This is a genomic window from Pseudomonas sp. OE 28.3 (genome assembly GCF_014268205.2).
Lineage (GTDB): Bacteria > Pseudomonadota > Gammaproteobacteria > Pseudomonadales > Pseudomonadaceae > Aquipseudomonas > Aquipseudomonas edaphica.
In genome coordinates, this window is sequence record NZ_CP077082.1 from 2,355,121 (window position 1) to 2,376,578 (window position 21,458).

A 21,458-nucleotide genomic window follows, 5' to 3' on the forward strand; every position below is an offset into this window, starting at 1 on the left:
TCAATCGGCATCATCCCGATCGCCATTCTCACACGCGCCCTGCACAAAGCTGGAAGGTCATGTGATTGATCGCACTTGCGTGATTAAGGCCTTTTGCAGCCCAAATCGGTCCGTGTCTGACAAAACAGCATGCCGTTGGGGAAATCGATGCAAAGTGTTTCTGCATTTTTGGTATGGTGCAGCACATTTTCACAAGGATTGATCTTTCAACCGCAGGACGCGGCGTCGAACTTCTTCAACGAGATGCTGTAGAAATGCCTGAACCGATACCGATCAAGGATCACGAAAAAGAAAACCGCCTGGTCAACAAGCGCTTGCTCGCCTGCGCACTCTTGGTGATTGGTATTACCTGCGCCCTGGTCGGGCGCATGTATTTCCTGCAGGTGGTGCAGTACGACTATCACTCGACGATTTCCGAGAACAACCGGGTCCACGTACTGCCGATCACGCCGACGCGCGGGCTGATTTATGACCGCAACGGCGTGGTGCTGGCCGACAACCGTCCCAGCTACAACCTGACCATCACTCGCGAGCGCACCACCGACCTCAAGGGCGAGCTGGACGCTATCGTCAGCCTGTTGCACTTACCCGCGGAAGACCGAGCGGTATTCGACAAGGCATTGAAACAAGCCCGCCATCCTTTTGTGCCGGTAACGCTGTTCTACGAATTGACCGAAGAGCAGATTGCCTTGCTGGCCGTTAACGAGTTCCGCTTGCCGGGCGTCGATGTTGAACCTCAGTTTGTGCGGCATTACCCGTTGGGCGCGCATTTTGCCCACTCGATTGGCTACGTTGGCCGAATCAACGAGAAAGAATCCAAGGCCCTCGACTCGGTGGAATACCGCGGTACCCAGTCCATCGGCAAGACCGGTATCGAGCGTTTCTACGAGTCCGAGCTGCACGGCCATGTCGGCTATGAAGAGGTCGAGACCAATGCCCAGGGCCGCGTGTTGCGCGTGCTCAAGCATACCGACCCGATCCCCGGCAAAAACATCGTGCTGAGCCTCGACGTCAAGCTCCAGGAAGCCGCGGAAGAGGCCTTGGGCGATCGCCGTGGTTCGGTGGTGGCCCTCGACCCGCAGACCGGCGAAGTGCTGGCCATGGTGAGTAAGCCGAGCTTTGACCCGAATCTGTTCGTCACCGGCATCAGTTTCAAGGAATATGCCGCGCTGCACGACTCTATCGACCGACCGCTGTTTAACCGCGTGCTACGCGGGCTTTACGCGCCTGGCTCGACCATCAAGCCGGAAGTGGCCATCGCCGGTCTCGACAGTGGTGTGGTGACCGCGCAAACCCGGGTGTTCGACCCAGGCTACTACCAACTGCCCGATTTTGACCACAAATACCGCAACTGGAACCACAGCGGTGACGGCTGGGTGGACATGGATGCGGCGATCATGCGCTCCAACGACACCTACTTTTACGACTTGGCCCACAAGCTGGGTATTGATCGCCTGCACGACTACCTGGCCGAGTTCGGCCTCGGGCAGAAAGTCTCTCTCGACATGTTCGAAGAATCAGCTGGCCTGATGCCTTCCCAGGCCTGGAAGCGTGCAACCCGTCGCCAGCCCTGGTTCCCGGGCGAAACCGTGATCCTCGGCATTGGCCAGGGCTATATGCAGGTCACGCCATTGCAGTTGGCCCAGGCCACCGCGTTGATCGCCAACAAAGGTGTGTGGAACCGTCCGCACTTGGCCAAGACTATCAATGGCGTGCCGCCGGTGGACGAGAACCCAATGCCTAACGTAGTGCTCAAGGATCCGCGTGATTGGGAGCAGGTCAACCACGGCATGCAGCTGGTGATGCATGACCCTCGCGGTATCGCCCGTGCAGCAGCGGCCGGTGCTCAGTACCGGATCGCCGGCAAGAGTGGTACTGCGCAGGTGGTGGCGATCAAGCAGGGTGAGCGCTATGACCGCAACAAGACGCTGGAACGGCATCGCGACAACGCCTTGTTCGTCGGTTTTGCGCCGGCCGAACATCCGAAAATCGTGATCTCGGTGATGATCGAAAACGGCGAGGCCGGTGGCCGCGTGGCGGGCCCGGTGGTGCGGCAGATCATGGACGCCTGGCTGCTTGACCAGGAAGGCCATCTCAAGCCGCAATATGCGACGCCGGCCAAGGCGCCCGGTGACCCGCACGTCTAGTCAAACCTTCCACTCATCCCAGTGCTCTACGCCTGCGTAAGCAAGCCAGGGCACATCATGGGCCGTCCAGATGTGCGAGGTGGGCCGCACGCCAGGGTCATCATCCAGTGTCGCCACCCGCACAATCACATGGGGCTGATGCCCACGCTCAGCCATCAGGTGTGACCCGCAGCGCGAACAGAAATGCCTGAGCTTGCCCGGTGAAGATTCAAACGACGACAGCAGCGCCTCACCCTGCATCCAGCGAAAGTGCTCGCGCATCACTCCGGCGGTGGCCACGAATGCGGCTGCGTGCACCTTGCGGCAACTGTCGCAATGGCAGTGGCTGATGGGCATGTCCAAGCTGTCGATTTGATAGCGCACGGCTTTGCAGAAGCAACTTCCATTCAGCGGGTCAGTCATACACGTATTGCCTGATTAAGGACGGGGACAATCATCATTGCTTACAACCTGAGGTTGCGCATTGTTTGTTGTCGCCTACTTTCAATGGAGGAGGTGACTTATGCACGTGTTAGATCGCATCGAACGAAAAGTCCTGCTCAACGTACCGCGCAAGCAGATCTGGGAAGCGCTCACCAAAGCCGAGCAATTTGGCGAGTGGTTTGGCATCGCCCTCAAGGGTAAAACCTTTACCGCTGGAAAAAACATCGAGGCGCCGATCACCTACCCAGGCTATGAACATGTGGTGTGGAAGGCCGAAATCGTGCGCATCCTGCCCCAAACCCTGTTCTCATTCAGATGGCACCCTTACGCTGTCGAGAAGGGCGTCGACTACGACCACGAAACTCCGACCCTGGTAGAGTTCACCCTCGAAGACCGCGCGCCGGGCATCCTGCTGCGGGTGGTCGAATCCGGTTTTGACGCAGTGCCCGAACCCCGTCGCCAAAAAGCCTTCAGGATGAATTCCCGAGGCTGGGACGAGCAAATGGGTAACATCGAAAATTATCTGAACCAGGCCCACCGCGCCTGAGCCAGCGATGCGCAAATCCGCTGACTCATGTGGTTACAACGCGTTTAGAAATCCACCGTCGCCGAGAACTTGGCGACCCGCGGATCACCTTGGGTCAGATAACCGCCCAGCGCCGATTCCCAGTACTTGGTATTCGCCACGTTCTCCACCGTGGCACCCAGGCTCACATCGCGCTGGGCCACCTTGAAGTTGTAGCGGGCGCCCACATCGAAGCGATTCCATGCCGGCAGGCTGAGGTTGTTCGCCGCATCGGCGTACTGGCCGCCGGTACGCAGCATACGGCCGTTGACGCTCACGCCTTGCAGACCCGGCACATCCCAATCCACGCCGGCATTAAGTTGGAAGGACGGCACGCCAATGGCGCGGTTGCCGTCGTTGGCGCCGTTTGCCGTGCCGTTGACTTCGGTGTGGATGATGGTCGCGCCGCCCAGCAGGCGCAAGCCGCTGACGGGTTCGCCGAAGACGTTCAGCTCTACACCTTTGTTGACTTGCTCGCCTTCGAAGACAAAGGTCGCGGTGCCGTCCGCATTCAGTTGGGAAAAACCCTGGGTCGGCTGTTCGATTCGGTACACACCCAGCGTTGCGCCGTAGGTGCCCATGTCGAGCTTGACGCCAGCCTCGGTCTGTTTCGAACGCGCGGGTGCAAAGGTCTGGTTGGCGTTGGTTACGATGGCGCTGCTGAAGGTGGAGGGAGCCGTCGGCCCTGACGCCAGGCCTTCGATGTGGTTGGCGTAGAGAGACACATGCTCCCATGGCTTGAACACCAGGCCATACACCGGCGTGGTGATGCCCTTGGCGTAGTTGGCGGTGCGTGTGCCGGTACCGTAGGCGTAGCCCTGAACCACCAGCTCCTGGCGGCGCAGTCCGGCGGTGAACAGCAAACGGTCATCCATAAAGCCGAAGGTGTCCGACACCGCCGCGCTGCGGGCGAAGGTCTTGGCGGTGATGCCGGGGTCGTTCAGGTCGCTGCCGGAGGTGAAGCCGCCTTTGGCTGGAGCGGTCACATCGGCCGGGCTGTAAATATTGGTCGGCTGGCTGCCGGAGGCAAAGTCAAAGGCGTTGCGGGTCTGAGTCCAGATGCCGGTCAAGCCGAGGTTCAATTTGTGGCTGACAGCACCGGTCTGGAACTTGCCGTTCAGGCCGGCCATCAGGCTGGTGTTGTCTTCCTGATGCGCAATGTTCGAGCCGCTGACTGTGGCATTGCCTAGTGTGTCCCTCAGGGTCACCGACGAATAGCGGCCCAGCTCGTTGGTGTGCTTGGCGCCCCCGGCGATGTAGGCGGTCCAGTTATCGTTGAGGTCATACTCGCCGCGCAACATGCCGAAGGTGTCTTCCAGGCTGGTGGTGCCCCAGTTCGGCGCGTAGTTGGTGTCGGCCGACGGCGCATTCGGGATATGGGTCAGCCCGCTGCCAAGCAACACCGTGTTGCGTCCGCCATTGACCTGCTGCTTCTGATAAACAAAGTCGCCTGACACCCGCAGGGCATCGCCGCGATAGTCCAGGCTGACCGAAAACAGCTTCGAACGCTGGCTTTCGTCGTCGATGGCGGTGTCGCCTTCGCGCTGGGAAATATTCACCCGCGCGCCAAAACGGTTGTCTTCGCCGAAGCGCTGGCCGATGTCCAGGTGTTCACCCACCCGGCCGTCACTGCTGATGTCGGTGCTCAAACGGCGCAAAGGCACATCATCAGCGCGCTTGGGTTGCAGGTTAACGCCGCCGCCGATGCCGGAGCCGCTGGGTGTGACGCCGTTGATAAAGGCGTTGGGGCCTTTGAACACTTCAACCCGTTCCAGGGCGTCGGTGGACATGATCTGGCGCGGCAGGATGCCGTACAAACCGTTGAACGAAATATCGTCGCCGTTGAGCGGCAGGCCACGAATCACAAAGGCTTGAGCCTGGTTCGCATAGCCCGATGCCTGGCGCACGGACGAGTCATTGAGCAACACATCGCCGACGGTTTGCGCATGCTGCTCGCGGATCAACTTCTCGGTGTAGGAGGACATGCTGAACGGCGCGTCCATGATGTCCTGGTTGCCCAGCACGCCTAGCTGACCGCCGCGCGCGACCTGGCCGCCAGCGTAAACCGGCGGCAATGCATTCGGTGCAGGTGCGTCGGCGCTGATGTTGGTTGCACCCAATTCCAGTGTGTTGCCGTCTGGACGGTTGTTAGTTTCTGGGGCTGCCGCGTGAGCGGCAAGGCTCAGTGAGCAGCAAAGGGCAAGCAGGGCAGGGCGAAACGGTACAGAAATTTGGTTGCAGGTGGGCATGGTCGATCCGGACGGCGAACCGTCAATGTGAGGAAAAGGGCAACAACGTTGCGCTTCCTCACTGCGCGGATACGACTCCGGCGCGAATGATAGTAATTGTCATTAATATTTCGCAACCAGTTTGTGAAATCGTTGTCCGCGCAGGCGCGAGCTGCCGACCAGCGGCGGCAAAGGTGTGGGCGGCAGGCGCGTCTTCGGGCGCCTGGGCAAGGGCGATGGACCAGGCGCTGAGTACAAACGCAAAGGTAAATGCCATCGCCCATCGCGTTTGCCCGGATGCCGAGTAGAATCACGCCCTGAAAGCGATTCCTGAGGTGCGGTACGGTGGATTTACAGCAGGGTTTTGTCCTGACCCGGCATTGGCGCGACACGGCGGCGGGCACGGAGGTGAGTTTCTGGCTGGCCACCGACCAAGGCCCACGGTGCGTGCGCCTACCCGTGCAAACCTCGGTGATGTTTATTCCGCAAGCCCATCGCAAGCCGCTCGACTGGTTGCTCAAGGGCGAGCGCGAGATTGAACTGCGCCCGTTGCAATTGTGCGACTTCCATCATCGCCCTGTCCTTGGTCTCTACACCCGCCAGCACCGCCAGTTGATGGACCTGGAAAAGCGCCTGCGCGCCGCCGGTGTCGACGTCTACGAAGCCGACGTGCGCCCGCCCGAGCGTTACATGATGGAACGCTTCATCACCGCGCCCGTGTGGTTCGGCGGCACACCGGATGCCAGCGGCACCTTGCTTGAGGCGCAGATGAAACCCGCGCCGGACTATCGCCCGCCGCTCAAACTGGTGTCCCTGGACATCGAGACCACCGCCCAAGGCGACCTGTATTCCATTGCCCTGGAAGGCTGCGGCGAGCGCCAGGTGTACATGCTCGGCCCGCCAAACAAAGCCGATGCGGTGGACTTCAAACTCGACTACTGCGATACCCGCGCCCAACTGCTCGAGTGCCTCAACCAATGGCTGGCTACCCACGACCCCGATGCCATCATCGGCTGGAACCTGGTGCAGTTCGACCTGCGCGTGCTCCACGAACACGCCCAGCGCCTCAACGTGCCGCTGTTGCTCGGGCGTGGCGGCGAGGCGATGGCCTGGCGTGAACATGGCAGCCGCAACCACTACTTCGCCGCTGCCGCCGGGCGGCTGATCATCGATGGCATCGAAGCCTTGCGTTCGGCCACCTGGAGTTTCGAATCCTTCAGCCTGGAAAACGTCGCGCAAACCCTGCTCGGCGAAGGCAAGGACATCTCCACGCCGTACCAGCGCATGGACGAAATCAACCGCATGTTCGCCGAGGACAAGCCCGCATTGGCGCGCTACAACCTCAAGGACTGCGAGCTGGTCACGCGGATTTTCGCCAAGACCGAACTGCTCAAGTTCCTGCTCGAACGCGCCAGCGTCACCGGGCTGCCGGCCGACCGTAATGGCGGCTCCGTGGCGGCGTTCACGCACCTGTATATGCCGCTGATGCACCGCCAGGGCTTCGTCGCGCCGAACCTGGGCGACAAACCGCCCCAGGCCAGCCCCGGCGGGTTCGTGATGGACTCGCGTCCGGGCCTCTACGAGTCGGTGCTGGTGCTCGATTACAAAAGCCTTTACCCGTCGATCATCCGCAGTTTTCTCATCGACCCGGTAGGCCTGATCGAAGGCCTCAAATATCCCGAGGACAGCGAATCGGTAGAGGGCTTTCGCGGTGCGCGTTTTTCCCGCACCCGGCATTGCCTGCCCTCGATTGTCGCGCGGGTTTCCGAAGGCCGCGAAGTGGCCAAGCGTGAACACAACGCGCCGTTGTCCCAAGCCCTTAAAATCATCATGAACGCGTTTTACGGCGTGCTTGGCTCCAGCGGTTGCCGCTTCTTCGACACGCGGCTGGCGTCCTCGATCACGATGCGTGGGCACCAGATCATGCGCCAGACCCGCGAGCTGGTCGAAGCCAAGGGTTATGATGTGATCTACGGCGACACCGACTCCACCTTCGTCTGGCTCGGCAGCGCGCATGCTGCGGAGGACGCCAGCCGCATCGGTCGGGAACTGGTGCAGCACGTCAACGAGTGGTGGCGCGCGCATCTGCACAACGAATTCGGCCTGCAAAGCGCCCTGGAACTGCAATACGAAACCCACTTCAGCCGCTTCCTCATGCCGACCATCCGCGGCGCCGAGGAGGGCAGCAAAAAGCGCTACGCCGGCTTGGTTGTACGCGCCGACGGCAGCGAAGAAATGGTCTACAAAGGCCTGGAAACCGTGCGCAGCGACTGGTCGCCGCTGGCCCGGCAATTCCAGCAGGAACTCTATCAGCGCATCTTCCATCGCCAGCCCCATCAGGACTATGTGCGCGACTATGTGCGGCGTACCTTGAGCGGCGAACTCGACGACCTGCTGATCTACCGCAAACGCCTGCGCCGCCCACTCGACGATTACGAGCGCAACGTGCCGCCGCATGTGCGCGCCGCACGCCTGGCGGATGAATATAACGACCGTCTGGGGCGCCCGCGCCAGTATCAGCGCGGCGGCTGGATCAGCTATGTGATCACGGTCAACGGCCCGCAGCCGCTGGAAGTACGCCAGGCGCCGATCGACTACGACCACTACGTCACCCGGCAATTGCAGCCGGTGGCCGATGCGATCCTGCCGTTCGTAAATGATGATTTCGGCACGCTGGTCGGCGGGCAAATGGGCTTGTTTTAAAACGCTTGCCTGTACGTGGGGCGAGCCTGCACTCTTGGCCGCTGACGACCACTCTCAGACGGCGCAGCTTCCATGACTCAGATCACGTTGACCGGCAGCACGGTCGAACTCCAGCCCCTGCAACGCGAACACAAAACCGCCTTGCTTGAAGCGGCCGCCGACGGCCAATTGTGGAACCTCAAGGTCACCAACGTGCCAGGTCCGGACACCATCGACACCTACATCGACACGGCCTTGGCCGGCCGCGACGCGGGCAGCGTGATCCCCTTCACCCTGGTGCGCGCCGGCACTGGCCAGGTGGTGGGCAGCACGCGGTTCTGGAAGGTCGATCGGGCCAATCGCAAGCTGGAAATCGGTCACACCTGGCTGGCCGAGTCCACGCAAAAAACCGGCATCAACACCGAAGCCAAGCTCTTGCTGCTGACCTACGCTTTTGAAGTGCTCGACTGTGTGCGGGTGCAGTTCACTACCGATGAACTCAACGAAAAATCCCGTGCCGCGATCCTGCGCCTTGGCGCCGTGCAAGAGGGCATTGTGCGCCACGAGCGCATCATGCCCGATGGGCGCAAGCGCAATTCGGTGCGGTTCAGCATCATCGATTCGGAATGGCTGCAGGTGAAGGCCAGCTTGCAGGCCAAACTGCAGCGATAAGGAGACAACCCCCATGTACACGCTCTACGGCATCGACGAATCCGGCTCCTGCATGATCGAAATCGCCCTGCAGCGTTGCGCGGTGGCATGGCGGCGCATCGACGCCCTGGCCCGCATCAACCCACTCAAACAAATTCCCACGTTGGTGACGCCCGAGGGCCAGGTGCTGACCGAAAGCGCCGCGATCCTGATCCACCTGGGCCTGGAGTTTCCCGCCTCCGAGCTGCTCGCCGGCAACCGTGCGCAGATCCTGCGCGGGCTGGTATACATCGCCGCCAATTGCTATTCGGCGGTCGGCATCATCGACTACCCGCAACGCTGGCTCGGTAATGTGGATGACGCCGCACAGGCGCAATTGATCAGCGGCACGCGCCGTTACCTGCACCAGGCCTGGGTGGTGTTTGCCGAGCAGTTTGCCGACCAGTTGTTCGCCCCCGGCAATGTGCCGAACGCGCTGGGCATTATGGCGGCCGCGGTGTCGCGTTGGGACGCGGCGCGGGAGGTGTTGAACAACCTCGCGCCAGGCTTTGCCCAAACGCTGGCGCGAGTGGATGCCGACCCGGTGGTGGCGCCGGTATTTGCGCGGCATTGGCCGCAATAGAACGCCTCGTAATGGTTCCGCAATCTGAAGAAACAATGACGGATAACCCCATTCGAGCCCTTGCGTGGCAGGCTTACTGACCTACGCTTCTTAACGAGGTGTAGGAATCATCCTTGAAATTGACTGTCGCAGACATGAAACTCAAGAACCCTGCATGGAATTCAAAGGAGGTGCGCATGCTCATCCGGTCGCTGACCCTGGCTACCTTGATGGCTTTTACGGGGCCGCTGTTGGCCGCTGATGATATCAACCCGCTCAAGCAGGACTTGGGCAAGGCTCGGCCGCTGGTGGTGGTGGAGCTCGATTCCGGCAACGACACCCTGGCGACCCTCAAGAAACAATTGGATGAGCCTGCTACCAAGCAGTCCTTTGAAGAGCGCAGCATGGTGTTCTACACCGTGAAGTTCGGCAGCATCGGTGCTGAAGGCGAAAAATTCGCCAAGGACCCCAAGGACAACAAGAAGCTCACGCCACCTGAAACCAACGCGCTGATCCGTGCCCTCAAGCTCGGCGCCGGCAGCGGTACAAAGGTGATCCTGATCGGCAAGGATGGCGAGAAGAAACTGGAGAAGACCGTACCGCCGGATCCCCTCGACCTGAAGGTGTTCTTCAGCACCATCGACCAGATGCCGATGGCCGAGAAAGAAGCGGCTGCTCCGGTTGTGCCAGAACCTGCGCCTGCGCCTGGCAAGAACGCTACCAAAGCGGGTAAGGCAGCCAAGCCGGCTGCGCCTCAACAGCTGGATGACTGAGTCCGTGCAGGAGCTGGCTTACCAGCTCCTGCGCAGGCCGTTGCGGTGGTGGTTCCAGTTTACTGTTTCCACGGCTTGAACCACCCAGCCAACCCTCCCAATACCAGGGCTGCCGTCACGGTACTCAAGCCCAGTTGCCAGCCATCGTTTTGCAGTGGATGCAAGATGACGGCTGCAAAACCCAGTAATACCGCACTCAGCCCCCATTGCAGCGGCCAGCCCAGTTGGCCAAGCAATTGTTGGCGTTGCATCAGCAGCAGGTTGGTGACGATAACCCCGCCCAATGCCGCCAAGGCGATACCCGGTAAACCCAGAAAGTACGGCAGCAGCACCAACAGCAAAGCGTTGACCCCGCTGCCCAGCAATTCGCAGCGCAAGGGCAGGCGCGTGTCGCCGCTGGCATAGGCATAGCGGGCGAGCATGGCGTTCCAGGCGCCGAACACCAGTGGCGTCGCGAACCAGGCCAGCAGCGCCGGCAGTGGGCCGTCGGCGCTTTGGGTGGGCATCAGCAGATGAATCAGCACCGGGCTGGCGCCGATCAGTCCGAGGGCGGCCGGCAGGCTGAGCAGGGTCGCAGCATCCAGGCCGCGACGCAGCAGGGCCAGGCGCTGTTGGCCTTGTTCGCCGCTCATCATGCCCAGCAGCACCTGGTTGAGGCTCATCAGGGCGATCAATGGCAGGTTGATCAACTTGCGGGCAAGGTTGACCCACGTAACGGCACCTTCTCCCAGGTAACTGGCGATCAAGCGTTCGAGCAGCGCCAGCCCCTGGCTGGCGACATTGCTGGCCAACAATGGCCCGATGCGCCCCAACAGTTCGCGGCCCGCCAGCTTGTCGCCAGTGACTTGCCACGGTCGCCAGCCGAAAGACCAGACCGGCGCCAGCAGCGGCAGGCACATCAACACACTGCCGGCAAAAAAGCTCATGGCCAGTTCGCCGCTGTCGCTTGCGCTGCCACGGATAAACAGGTACAGCACCGGTGGCAGATTGAACAGTAAAGAGCCCAGGCCCGGCAGCACAAAACGTTGGCGTGCCTGCAAGGGAATACTGAACAACCCATGCATCACCAGGCCCGGCGCACAGGCCGCCAGCCAACGCAAGTTAGCGGCGGCTTCGGCATGGGCCTCGGCGTCCAGGCCGGGGCCGATCAGGCGCACCCACAGCGGCGCGCCCAGCGCCAGTACGGCAAACAGGGCCAGGCCCACGCCCAGCAGGCGTGGGGAAAGACTGGCCAGCCAGGCTTGCTGGCGTTGTGGGTCGCGTTGTTGATAAAGGGGCAGGGCAGCCGCCGCAAGCAAGCCGGCGGCCAGGGTCATGCGCAACGCTTCGGGCAAAAACACCGCCACCAGAAACCCGTCGCTGCGACTGCCCGCGCCCCAGGCCGCCACCAGCAGCCATTCGCGGGCAAAACCGGCGACCAGCCCGGCGAGGGTCGCGACGGTCAGCCAGAGCGTGCTGCCGAACATCAGTGGAACAGGGTGAACAGGCCCTTGCCACCCACCTTATAGTTCAGATCATGGCAGCGTTCGCCCATGATTTTGGCCCCGGAACCGCCAATGATTTTGTAGGGGGCCACAGCCTTGGCCACCACGGTATTGGCGCTGATCACCGAGCCATGCCCCAGGTGCGTGCCGTAGCCGATCAACGCCCGGCTGCCGATCCACACATAGTCGTCGATGTAGATCGGCCCGGAAATCGACCAGAACTCCGGAGCCTGCAAGTCATGACTGCCGGCGATGATCAGCACGTGGGAAGCGATCGCCACGTGGTTGCCGATCACCAGCCCGGCGCGGGCGTCCACCTGGCAATGCCAGGCGATCACCGTATCGTCACCGACTCTCAAGTTGTGGATGCCCAATACTTCGGTGTTACGCCACAAGCTTGTGCCCTTGCCGATCTTCGCGCCGCCCAGGCGCAGCCAGGCAATGCGCACATGGTGGCTGGGGATCTTGTTGATCAAAATGTTGTAGGCCATGTCCCAGGCGTTGCGCCAGCGATCCTTGATAGTTGCCCAGTTTTTGCCATAGCGCGGAAGTAGCTTGCCCGGCAGGTCCTGTTTCATACGACGGAACAAAAGGCGGGCCACCGGGTGCTCAAGGGCGGGTTCCAGGTCGATGGAGTTTATCCAGAAGCGCTTGTTGTCGCCTTCGCCCTCTTCAAACACCACGTCGTTGGCCAGGCACCAGTCCAGCGCCTCTTCCAGGTCCGGCAGGCTCACGCCTATTTCAGCGGCCAGTGTGGGGAGGCGGTCGCGCAAATCGGTGGAGTGAATCATCCGGTGCTTCATGGTTGGTTATCCTTTGGCGCAATAGCAGCAACAGGGGCGGTAATGGAGGGGCGCAGACGCACCTGTTGCAGGCTCATGCCCATCAACAGCCAGAACAGCGCGATCAGTACAAAGGTGAAGCTGAAATAGTGGTCGAAAATCCCCGTCAACAGCGCTGCCATCACGCCGCAGATACACCCCAGCCACAGGGCGTTGTCGGCGGTGACCTTGCGCACCTGGCCCAGGGGCCGCACTTCCCGCCACCACAACACAGTGACGGTGATAAACAACAGCATCCCCGGAATGCCGACCTTGTAGATGAAGTTCAGCCACAGGTTGGAGATGCCCAGCAGGTTGGTGCCGGGTACGGGTGGGTCTATCTTGAAGCCGATCCCCAGGGGATATGTCGACATGGCCTCGGGGAATCTTGCGTACTCGTCGAAGCGGATTTCGGTACTGGCATTGGTGGACGAGAAGATGGTCAGCAAGCGCTCCTGCAACGGCGGATAGAACATCACCAGCGCAACCCCAAACGCCACGCCGATACCGATGATGCGCCCGCTGTTAGGCACGCGCTTATAGGTCAGCCAGATCAGCACCAGCGCCAGGGCCACGATGGCGCCACGGGAAATACTCAGCAGCAGGCCGGCGCAACCCAGCACCGCCACCGCCAGGCCCAGCGCCCGGCGCCAGCCGCTGCGGGTCCAGCCGTAGAACAGCGCCAGGGGGATAAACAGCACCAGCACGCCACCCGTCAGGTTAGGGTGCACCCAGGGCGAGGCCATGCGCGTGTAGTTGGCGGAAAAAATATCCTTCACCGCTTCCGGGTGGGCGTACTTGAGGTCGGTGAGCACCTCGATCATCGACATGGCGTTGCGCGTCTTCAGAAACATGAAAATCGACAGCAACAGCATCGCCAGGTTGCCCAGCAGCAGGGCGACCACCACCTTGTCGCGGTCGGCGTCGGTGCGCAGCAGCAACGGCACGATAAACAGCAACGACAGGTTCATCAGCCAGCGTACCCAGTTCACCGGCCCGTTGCCTTCGGCATGGATGATGACCATGCCCCAGATAAACGGAATAGTGCTGAACAGCATCAGCCACATCAGCGCGCGCTCGGTCGGACGCCACAGGATCAAGCCGCGGGTCTTGCCGATAAACGATTGCCAGAACACCCCGACCCAGGTCAGCCCCAACACCGCTTCGCTGATGGTGGTGCGGATCCCCAGTTCCAACGTGGTGTAGGGAATGCTGGTGGCCAACACCGCGAAAATCAGCAAACCCCACAGGGGAAAGCGGATCAGGGTCAAGGCCACACCCGCGCCGGCCACGACCAGCAAGGTCTTGATCGGCGACAGGGCCAACAGCAAAATGCCGAAGACCAGGCCCAGGAGCAGGCTGATGAATTTTCCTGGCAGCATTAGCGGTCCAATTCCTTGAGCAAAGTATCCAGGCGCGAGCGATAGGCCGGTTCGGCAAATTGCCGGGCCCAGGCGCGCTGCGTTTCGGCGTCTGCCGTGTTGCCTGCGGTTGCCATTTGCTGCATGACGTTCTGCAATTGCCTGGCATCGTGTGGGTCGAAGCGCGGGGCGCCGGGCGGCGCGACTTCATCCAGGGCGGAACCGCGTGCCACCGCCACCGGCGTGCCCACACTCAAGGCTTCCACCACCGGCAGGCCAAAGCCCTCGGCATAAGACGGCTGCCATAGGCAGTCGGTATGACGGTAAAGGGCTTGCAGTTGGCCGTCGGATAAACCGCTGCACCAGTGCAGGCCCGGCAGTTCGCCAAGGGCGGACGGTACATCGCTGGCGTGGCCCACCAGTACCAGGTCCGGCACCTCAGGGTTCGCCGTACGGCAGGCCTGCCATTGGCGCAGGAAAAATGCCATGTTCTTGCGCGGCTCCCGTGTGCCCACCACCAACCAGTAACGCGCCGGCAGGTTGTCTGGCTGCGGTTCTGGCGCTGCATTCAATTCGGGCACCAGGTTGTTCAACACCCGGAACTTGGCCCGGGCCCAGGGGAATACGCGGGCGGCTTCGTTGCAGGAAAACTGCGAAGGGCACCACACCCGGTCAGCCTGCCACACCGACCAGGCAATCGAGGCACCGTCGATCAAGCGATAGGCCAGGGCCTTGAGCCTGGAGCGATGGAAGTTACGCTGAGTCAGCTGAAACAGGTCATGCAGCACCAGGACATAACGGGTGCCGGCGGGTTTGCGGCACAGCGGCAAGCCCATATTGGCCGTGGCGATGTGCAGGTCGATCTGTTGCTCATGCAAGGATCTGGGCAAAAATTTTCGCTCAAACCGCAAGCGTACCTGCGGCCGTTGCAGGCCATCCAGCGGGCTGGCCCACGGTGGGCATATGGCGGTCTGGCGTTGCGGGTGGTCCAGGGGCGCCTCAGTGAACAGCAGCACCTCAGTGTTGTCCCGCGCGCGCAGGGCATCTTCCAGCGCCAGGACCTGGCGGGCGATGCCCGACGAGGGCGCAACCGTGGCGGGGCGATAGTCCAGGGCTACGCGCATGGCTGAAATTCCTTAGAGTCGATCAAGGTGTTGTAGATGTGCTCCAGTTCGTCACCGGCCACCGCCCAGTCGTGGTACTGCCGCGCATACTCGCGTGCCGCATCGGCCAGTTGCCGGGCCAGCAGCGGCTGATCGAGCAGGCGCACGATGGCGTCGGCCAGAGCCTCGGCGCTTTCGCCCGCCAGGTAATGCGCCTGTGGTTGCACCGCCAACCCGGAAACACCCTGGGCCGTGCTGACCAGCGGCAAGCCGGCGGCCATTGCCTCCAACACCTTGAGCTTGGAGCCGCCGCCATGGCGCAACGCGGCGACAAAACCGGCGCAGCGCCGTTGCAGAGCGCACAGATCAGGAACAAACCCCAGCCACTCGACACGTTCATCCGGCCAACGGTCGCGCCAGTGTTCGGGCAAGCCGTAACCGGCCACCGCCAGGCGCGCGTTCGGACACTGCAGCCAGACCCGGGGGAATATCTCCTCAAGCAACCACTGCACAGCGTCCAGGTTCGGTGCGTATTCGTAATTGCCGACAAACAACAAACGCTGGCTCTGCGCATCGGCACTGACCTGGGCGAAGGCACGGCTGTCGACGCCATTGACCACCACGCTTACCGGCGTTGCAGTCAACGGCCGCATGGCCTGGGCGTCCGCCTCGGTCACCGCAATCACATGGGCGGCGGCATCGAAGGCCTTGCGCTCCCATTGTCGGCAGCGCCATTGGTCGTACTGCACGAACGGCGCGGCCCACTTGGGGAAACGGTCATAAGTGGCGCCGCCCAGGCTTGATTCCAGGTTGTGCTCGGTCAGCACAAACTCGCGCTTGCGCTGCTGCAAGGTGCGCAGAAACGGTTGCAGGCTGTAGCTGTGTTCCACTTGAATCACGTCCCAGCGCTCGTTCAACAGTTGCGCAAATTGGGCTTGCAACGGTGCCGACAGGCCATTGACCGTGGTCAGCAGCGGCCACGGTGCGAATACGCCCGCGAGCAGGGTCATCGGGTGTTTCAGTGGCCGGCGCGGCACCACGATCAGTCGCTCGAGCAATGGTTCAAGGGCTGCGTGCGCCGCGTCATCGGCCGGTGTCTTCGATTGCGCCAGCAGCGTGATGCGATGCCCGCGCTCACTCAAGGTGCGCAGCAAATGATACTGCCGGGTCTTGCCGCCGCTGGTGGTCGGCCACGGCAGGTAGGGCACAATCCATAGGATTCTCATGTACAGCTCTCCATGCCCTGGGCTACCACACCAGTATCTGCAAACTCGGCTTCACCACTGGGCGAATACCGTTGTCGTCGCTCAGGGTTTGCCGGGCTCCGGTCAGCGGGTCCAGCAGTTCTGCGCGTTTAATATCCGGCAGGCTGATGCTGCTGCCTTCGGCACTCCAGTACATCAACAGGTGTTTTCCGTCAGGCCGTGTCCAGGCCACGCTGTAGAAACTGCCCGGCACGTCCTTGAGTTGTGGCGTGGTGCCGGGTTTAAGAGAGGGACCGGTGATCTCAAGGAAGCGGGCGAGGGCGGTGTACACCGGCTTGGGTTCGCCGTCCAGGTTCAGCAGGCCGTAATGCTGGTCGCGTGGCGAGGCGCGTTGGTCGAGGTCGGACAGCGCGAACAGGAAAATCTTCTGATAGTCCTGGGACGCCATCAACGCCAGACGGCGCAAGGTGTAGTCGGCCTGCCCGTCGATACCGATCAGGTCCTGCATCTCTTTGGGGCCGGCATAGCTGGACCAGCCCCACTCGGTAGCCCATACGTTCTTGATCCCGGCGCCGTGCAGCATGGTATTGAGTTGATCACCGCGCAGCAGCACTTCGTTCTTGCCCGGTTCATCGGTTTCCGGGGTCATCGAATAAGGGTGATAGGCCGCGACCATGCCCAGGTTTTGCACGCCCAGCGCGCCGAGCGCTTCGAACATCAGGGTTTTGCCACGCGGCGGCATTTGGCTGTAGTACGCCATGCCGCCCATGACCTGCAGTTTGCCGGGCGCGGCAATATTCAACGCCTGGTGACTGGCCAATAACAATTGCCCGTACTCCTTGGCGTTGACTTCGGGGCGCCAGTTGTTCGGCAGGTTCTGCTCGTTCCATACCTGCCAGGCATCAATATTGGGGTAGCGCTTGGCCAGGAGTGCCAGGCGCAGCGCATAGATTTCGGGGTCCCGCGGGCGATACTGGTCCTGGAACTTTGCGCCCTTGGGGGCGGTGGTGATAAAGGGCGCCGAGCCCACCAGGTAAAACACCGAGCGGATTTTTTCAGCGCTCAGGGTGCGTTCCAGTTCATCGAAGGTGCTGAGTTGATAACCGTCTTCTGTGGGCTCCAGGCGATCCCAGTGCAGGTCGACCCGCACCCATTGCAATCCAAGTTTCTTGTATTGCGTGATCTGCTGGCGGTACTGCTCGGGCGTGAACCACAGAAAGTGCGCGTTCACGCCGAGGAAGTCCTTCCATACCACACTGCGCTCCGGGGCCAGGTTCACCGGCTGCGCATCGACTTTTTCACTCGACAGCAGGGCGCCACCCACGGCGATTGCCAGCACCAGCGGCAGATAGCGCCACATCGGGCGAACAGATGAAATATTCATCGCAACGGCTCCTCACAAGCATCCCGAAATAGTTCGGCAAAACGTCGGGCCGTGGTGGCCCACTGGCGTTGGTGGCCGATTTCCGCTGCCCGGGTAGCCCATTGCCGGGCCTGCTGCGGGTCGAGGATCAAGCGGTTTAAGGCGTTGCTCAAGGAATCGATATCGCCCTGCTGATAGGTGATGCCATTGCCGCCGGCCACCTCTTCAGCAAAGGCACGCGCATTGGAGGTGATCACCCCGCGCCCGCAGGCATTGGCCCATGACAGCGCGCCACTGGTGCCACGCATCTGTCCCAGGAAACCGAGTTTTTTCGATTCGCGGTAGGGCAGCACCATCACATGGTGCGCCTGGATCGTAGCGGCGATCTGCGCTGATGGCAGGTCCAACTGCCAGTCCACCACATCCTCCAGGTGCAGCGCGATGATCTGTTGGCGCAGGCCGTCGAGGTAGTTGCCGGCCGGGTCGAAGGTCATTTCCGGGGCGGTGCCGCCGGCCAGGGTCAGGCGCACCTGGCCTCGGCATTGCGGGTGGGTGGCCAGTGACTGGGCCAGGGCCTGGAGCAGGTCCTCAATGCCCTTGCCGCGATAGATAAAGCCGAAATACAACAGACGCAACGGCGCAAGTGGCGGCAAGTCCTGGGCCGCGATGGGTAGGTTGCCGTGAGCAATCACCGCCACTTGCTGCGGACGCAGGCCCATGCGTTGGCGCAGGCAGTCGCCTCCCAGGTGGGTGAGGGTGATCAGCCGGCGCATCCCTTTGGCCAGGCGTCGTTCTTCGTGCAAGGTCAGCGGGTCGGCCAGCAGTGCCGCCGCCTGGGGCAACGGGTGGGGCAGGCGTTCGAGCAGGGTCAAGGGGAAAAACAGCTTGGCCCGGCGCCAGATCAAGCGCTCCGGGTCATGCACCGTAGCGGTCAACGGCAGTTGTGGTTGTGCCCGACGCAGGTAGTCAAGCGCCTGGAACTCACCGAAGCGCCCACCTCCCAGTTCGGCATGGACCAGATCCACACCGTGCCAGTCAAAGGCTTGCAAGCGCCGCAACTGTTCAGCCAGGTCCTGGCAACCCGCGAGGGGGGTCACCACTTCAAGGCCCAGTTCGATCAACGCGTTGCGCAAATGCGCGGCGTAATCGGCGATCCCGGTCTGCTCCGGCGGCAGAGGTGCCAGCAATGCAATACGCATCAGGCCGCACCGCGCCAGCTGTTGATCCGCGCCAGGACCTTGGCCGGTACTTCGAAGCGGCGGCGGTTGAGGATCATGCCGTCGACTTTGCCGAACGCGGTGGTCAGCAGCGACACCGCGTTTTCGATGGTCGGTACGGTACTGGTGCGGGCTTCGATCACCAGCACGATCTGGTCGGCACGGCGCAGCGTCAGGAAGGCCTGCGGGTTGGATGACAAGGCCGAGGCATCCAGCAACAGCACTTCACCCGCCGTGGGCGCGTTCGCCCCGTCGACCGAGACGCGATGGCCACGTTCTTCCAGCAGGCGCTTGAGCTGCTCGATGATAAACGTCACACCCTCGCCATGCCGCGCCGAGGTCAGGCCCAGGGCAAAGCCTTCACTGGCGATGCGCTCCAGGGGCAGCAGGCTGTACAAGCGATAGAGGCTGGCGGTGACGGCGGCCGGCGTGGCGTCTTGCACGTCGGGGATGCTGCTCCACAACGGCACCTGGAACATCTCCTGCAAGCGTGTGCCATCGTGGATGCGTTGGTCCAGCAGGTACAGCACATAAATGGTCAAGAAGCCCACGGCCACGCCGGCGGGAATGGCGAACAACAGAATCAGCAGGCTTTTGGGAAACACACGTGACGGGTTCAGGGTGGCGTGTTCGATCAGGGCGATGTTGCTGATCTGGCTGTTGTCCAGTTCATGATCGATTCGCGCCTGTTCAAGGTTGTCCGAGTACAACGCGTAGCTTTTTTCGGCGGCGCGCAGTTGTTGGCTCAGCTTGTTGAGTTCCGGCTCATCGGTCATCGCCTTGTCACGCTGATCGCGCAGCTCGGCAAGGGTTTTGTCGTAGTTCTCGATTTCGCCGGCCAGTTTGCGCTCTTGTAATTGGGCGTCGATCACTTGCTGCTTGATGTTGATCACCAGGCTGTTGGGCGCGGTGTTTTGCGAGCGTTCCAGGCGCGTGGCTTCCTGAGCGCTGAGGGCTTCGATGTCGCGGATATTCTGCTCGATCTGATTGACCTGCGGCGTGCCCGGCAGGTAGGTGCGCAACAGGCGTGCGCGTTCCACTTGCAGCGCATTGAGCTGGCGCTTGAGGTCCAGTTGGGTGGGGTTGAGGCTGGTTTCGCGCATCGTCACCACGTCTGCCGGCTGGCTCTTGATCTGCTGGCTGGCGTTGGCCAGGAGGCTGCGAATGCCCGAGATCTGGTTTTGTGCGCTGACCTTGGCGTCGGTGACACGGTCGATCTGGCTGGTGAGGTTCTTCAGGCGCGCATCGACACTGATCGAATCGATCTGCTTCAAACGGACTTGCAGTTGGTCCTTCAGGCTCTGGATATTTTCCGCCACCTTGGCGCGTTCGGTTTCATAGAAGGTATGCAGGCTCTTGCGCCCGAGAATCCGCGCACGTTCCTCAAGGTAGGCGTTGACCCATTCTTCGACGACTTTTTGCGCCACCGCCGGGTCGTCCCAGGTGAAGGAAATCTCGATCACCGAAGAGCCTGGCTCGTGAGCGGCTTTGAAGTTCTTCTCCAGCGAGGTCGCCAGGCGCTCCAGCGGGCTTTGTTTCTCGGCAAGGCCTACGAACTGCAGCACGCTGCGCACGCCGTTGACGACTTCGCCAACGCCCTTCTTGACGTAGAACTTGGTGACCTTCCAGAAGCCCTGCGGCGGCTCGGAGGTCATCGCCATATAGCGCTCGGCAACGATATGCACGATGGGCCGGCCCGTGAGCATTTTTTCTTCGTCGACAATCGGGTCGTGCTGGGTGCTCGGGGCAATCAGCGTCTGGCGGTTGGCGGCTTCGATCGGCAAGGTGGTGTTGTCCCGCCCCGGCTTGACCAGCAAGCGCGCGTCGGACTCGTAGCGAGCCGGCAGCAGGAAGGCACCCAGCACCGCGACGACGATCGTGGTGATCACTGCCAGTTTGAATTCGCGGCGGTAGATGAAAAACAGCCGCAGCAGGTCGCGAAGAGAGCGGATTTCGATCACAGGATCACTCCATTGGACAGATGTTGTTCGCCGAATGAAATCGGCGTGCTCAAGTGATACAAAGCCTGCGTCTTAATCATTTTGGAAAGGTGACAAAGGTATCGCCGGACTTGTTGTTGAGCTGATAATTCAAGCCCAGTCCAACCCCTTTGCTAACCGGAAACAGCTTGGTGAAGTACATATCCACGGCCTCCACCGTCGCGCCGATGCCCGACTGCGGCACGAAGATCAAGTCGCCGCGCTGCAACGCCACCCGCGGGTGATTGGGGTTGGTCAACATGCTTTCCAGGCTGATGAAGTACGTCCTGTACTTGCCATCGGGCCCGGTGCGCAGCAAGGCCACGTTGGAGGCATCCGCCGAGGGCAATACACCACCGGAACTGAGCAGCGCCTGCTCGACGCTGACGTTGCCGGCCAAGTCGAAAAACGCCGGGTTGGACACCGCACCGCCGATAAACACCTTGTTGCTCGGCGCGCTGGCGATGTTCACCGTCACCGCCGGTTCGCGGTAGATGCGCTTGTACTTCTCGGTGATTTCCTTGCCCAGGTCTTCGGGCGTGCGCAAGGCGGCCTTGACCCGGCCAATATTGGGCACCGAGATCACGCCGTCGGGGCGCACGACGAATACGGTCATGTCATCGGCCGCCGCCGGCTCCTGGGCATCGCGCACGATCCGCAGCGAGTCGCCGGTCTGGATCAGCACCTGCGGCGGTGGCAGGTCGGCCAGGGTCAGCGCCGCTTGATGGCCGGCCTTGAGCGTATTGTTGTCAGGAAGCGGCACCCGCGCGGGGGTCGAACAGCCCGCCAGCCAGATTGAGGCACTCAAGAGGCTGAGCAGGGTAAGACGGGAACGTCGGTTGGTAGTCTTCATGA

17 protein-coding genes are annotated in these 21,458 nt (G+C 61.7%); 6 read left to right on the forward strand and 11 right to left on the reverse strand.

The genetic code is table 11. The annotated features are described in order from the left end of the window. The first annotated feature begins 254 nt into the window (after positions 1 to 254). On the forward strand, positions 255 to 2,147 hold the full coding sequence (gene mrdA / locus HU759_RS10770) for a penicillin-binding protein 2 (protein ID WP_099550099.1): 1,893 nt from the start codon (positions 255 to 257) through the stop codon (positions 2,145 to 2,147). Here the strand turns inward: mrdA and HU759_RS10775 are convergent, their stop codons facing one another. Further along, positions 2,148 to 2,549 carry a GFA family protein gene (locus HU759_RS10775; RefSeq protein WP_017135350.1) on the reverse strand — a complete coding sequence of 134 codons (402 nt, stop codon included), beginning with the start codon at positions 2,547 to 2,549 and terminating at the stop codon, positions 2,148 to 2,150. A gap of 100 nt (positions 2,550 to 2,649) precedes the next feature. Here HU759_RS10775 and HU759_RS10780 point away from each other — a divergent pair, with 100 nt between their 5' ends. Beyond that, the gene (locus tag HU759_RS10780; RefSeq protein ID WP_170040655.1) at positions 2,650 to 3,117 is read left to right on the forward strand and encodes an SRPBCC family protein; all 468 of its coding nucleotides are present in this window, start codon (positions 2,650 to 2,652) and stop codon (positions 3,115 to 3,117) included. Between the two features lie 44 nt (positions 3,118 to 3,161). Here HU759_RS10780 and HU759_RS10785 read toward each other — a convergent pair whose 3' ends face one another. Further along, positions 3,162 to 5,384, reverse strand: a complete 2,223-nt coding sequence (locus tag HU759_RS10785; RefSeq protein WP_170040656.1) for a TonB-dependent siderophore receptor — start codon at positions 5,382 to 5,384, stop codon at positions 3,162 to 3,164. Positions 5,385 to 5,708: 324 nt separating this feature from the next. Here HU759_RS10785 and HU759_RS10790 point away from each other — a divergent pair, with 324 nt between their 5' ends. From HU759_RS10790 to HU759_RS10805, 4 genes are all read left to right on the forward strand, one after another. Continuing rightward, positions 5,709 to 8,066 carry a DNA polymerase II gene (locus tag HU759_RS10790; RefSeq protein WP_186618180.1) on the forward strand — a complete coding sequence of 786 codons (2,358 nt, stop codon included), beginning with the start codon at positions 5,709 to 5,711 and terminating at the stop codon, positions 8,064 to 8,066. A 72-nt stretch (positions 8,067 to 8,138) separates the two neighbouring features. Beyond that, positions 8,139 to 8,717 carry a GNAT family protein gene (locus HU759_RS10795; protein ID WP_099550095.1) on the forward strand — a complete coding sequence of 193 codons (579 nt, stop codon included), beginning with the start codon at positions 8,139 to 8,141 and terminating at the stop codon, positions 8,715 to 8,717. Positions 8,718 to 8,730: 13 nt separating this feature from the next. Further along, positions 8,731 to 9,318: a glutathione S-transferase N-terminal domain-containing protein gene (locus tag HU759_RS10800; protein ID WP_170040658.1), complete on the forward strand. Its 588-nt coding sequence runs from the start codon at positions 8,731 to 8,733 to the stop codon at positions 9,316 to 9,318. A gap of 176 nt (positions 9,319 to 9,494) precedes the next feature. Beyond that, the gene (locus tag HU759_RS10805) at positions 9,495 to 10,070 is read left to right on the forward strand and encodes a DUF4174 domain-containing protein (RefSeq protein WP_017135343.1); all 576 of its coding nucleotides are present in this window, start codon (positions 9,495 to 9,497) and stop codon (positions 10,068 to 10,070) included. Between the two features lie 59 nt (positions 10,071 to 10,129). On the opposite strand, the gene HU759_RS10810 is transcribed toward HU759_RS10805, so the two are convergent. The 9 genes from HU759_RS10810 to HU759_RS10850 all read right to left on the reverse strand — a co-directional run bounded on the left by HU759_RS10810 (position 10,130) and on the right by HU759_RS10850 (position 21,456). Then, positions 10,130 to 11,536: a lipid II flippase MurJ gene (locus tag HU759_RS10810; RefSeq protein ID WP_017135342.1), complete on the reverse strand. Its 1,407-nt coding sequence runs from the start codon at positions 11,534 to 11,536 to the stop codon at positions 10,130 to 10,132. After that, a complete protein-coding gene (locus HU759_RS10815; protein ID WP_017135341.1) occupies positions 11,536 to 12,357 on the reverse strand; it encodes an acyltransferase in 822 nt (273 codons plus the stop codon). Before HU759_RS10815 ends, HU759_RS10810 begins: the two co-directional genes overlap by 1 nt. Next, entirely contained in the window at positions 12,354 to 13,757 is a 1,404-nt protein-coding gene (locus HU759_RS10820; protein ID WP_017135340.1) for an O-antigen ligase family protein, read from the reverse strand. Before HU759_RS10820 ends, HU759_RS10815 begins: the two co-directional genes overlap by 4 nt. Then, entirely contained in the window at positions 13,757 to 14,860 is a 1,104-nt protein-coding gene (locus HU759_RS10825; protein ID WP_138449856.1) for a glycosyltransferase family 1 protein, read from the reverse strand. Before HU759_RS10825 ends, HU759_RS10820 begins: the two co-directional genes overlap by 1 nt. Next, positions 14,851 to 16,065, reverse strand: a complete 1,215-nt coding sequence (locus HU759_RS10830; protein WP_017135338.1) for a glycosyltransferase family 4 protein — start codon at positions 16,063 to 16,065, stop codon at positions 14,851 to 14,853. The genes HU759_RS10825 and HU759_RS10830 overlap by 10 nt, the downstream gene beginning before the upstream one ends. Positions 16,066 to 16,087: 22 nt before the next feature. Beyond that, complete coding sequence (locus HU759_RS10835) at positions 16,088 to 17,428, reverse strand: beta-xylosidase (RefSeq protein ID WP_170040660.1); 1,341 nt, start codon at positions 17,426 to 17,428, stop codon at positions 16,088 to 16,090. Next, positions 17,425 to 18,606: a glycosyltransferase gene (locus tag HU759_RS10840; RefSeq protein ID WP_017135336.1), complete on the reverse strand. Its 1,182-nt coding sequence runs from the start codon at positions 18,604 to 18,606 to the stop codon at positions 17,425 to 17,427. Before HU759_RS10840 ends, HU759_RS10835 begins: the two co-directional genes overlap by 4 nt. Continuing rightward, positions 18,606 to 20,585: an exopolysaccharide transport family protein gene (locus HU759_RS10845; RefSeq protein ID WP_169987008.1), complete on the reverse strand. Its 1,980-nt coding sequence runs from the start codon at positions 20,583 to 20,585 to the stop codon at positions 18,606 to 18,608. The genes HU759_RS10840 and HU759_RS10845 overlap by 1 nt, the downstream gene beginning before the upstream one ends. A gap of 76 nt (positions 20,586 to 20,661) precedes the next feature. Continuing rightward, on the reverse strand, positions 20,662 to 21,456 hold the full coding sequence (locus tag HU759_RS10850; protein ID WP_170040661.1) for a polysaccharide biosynthesis/export family protein: 795 nt from the start codon (positions 21,454 to 21,456) through the stop codon (positions 20,662 to 20,664). Between the last annotated feature and the right edge of the window lie 2 nt (positions 21,457 to 21,458).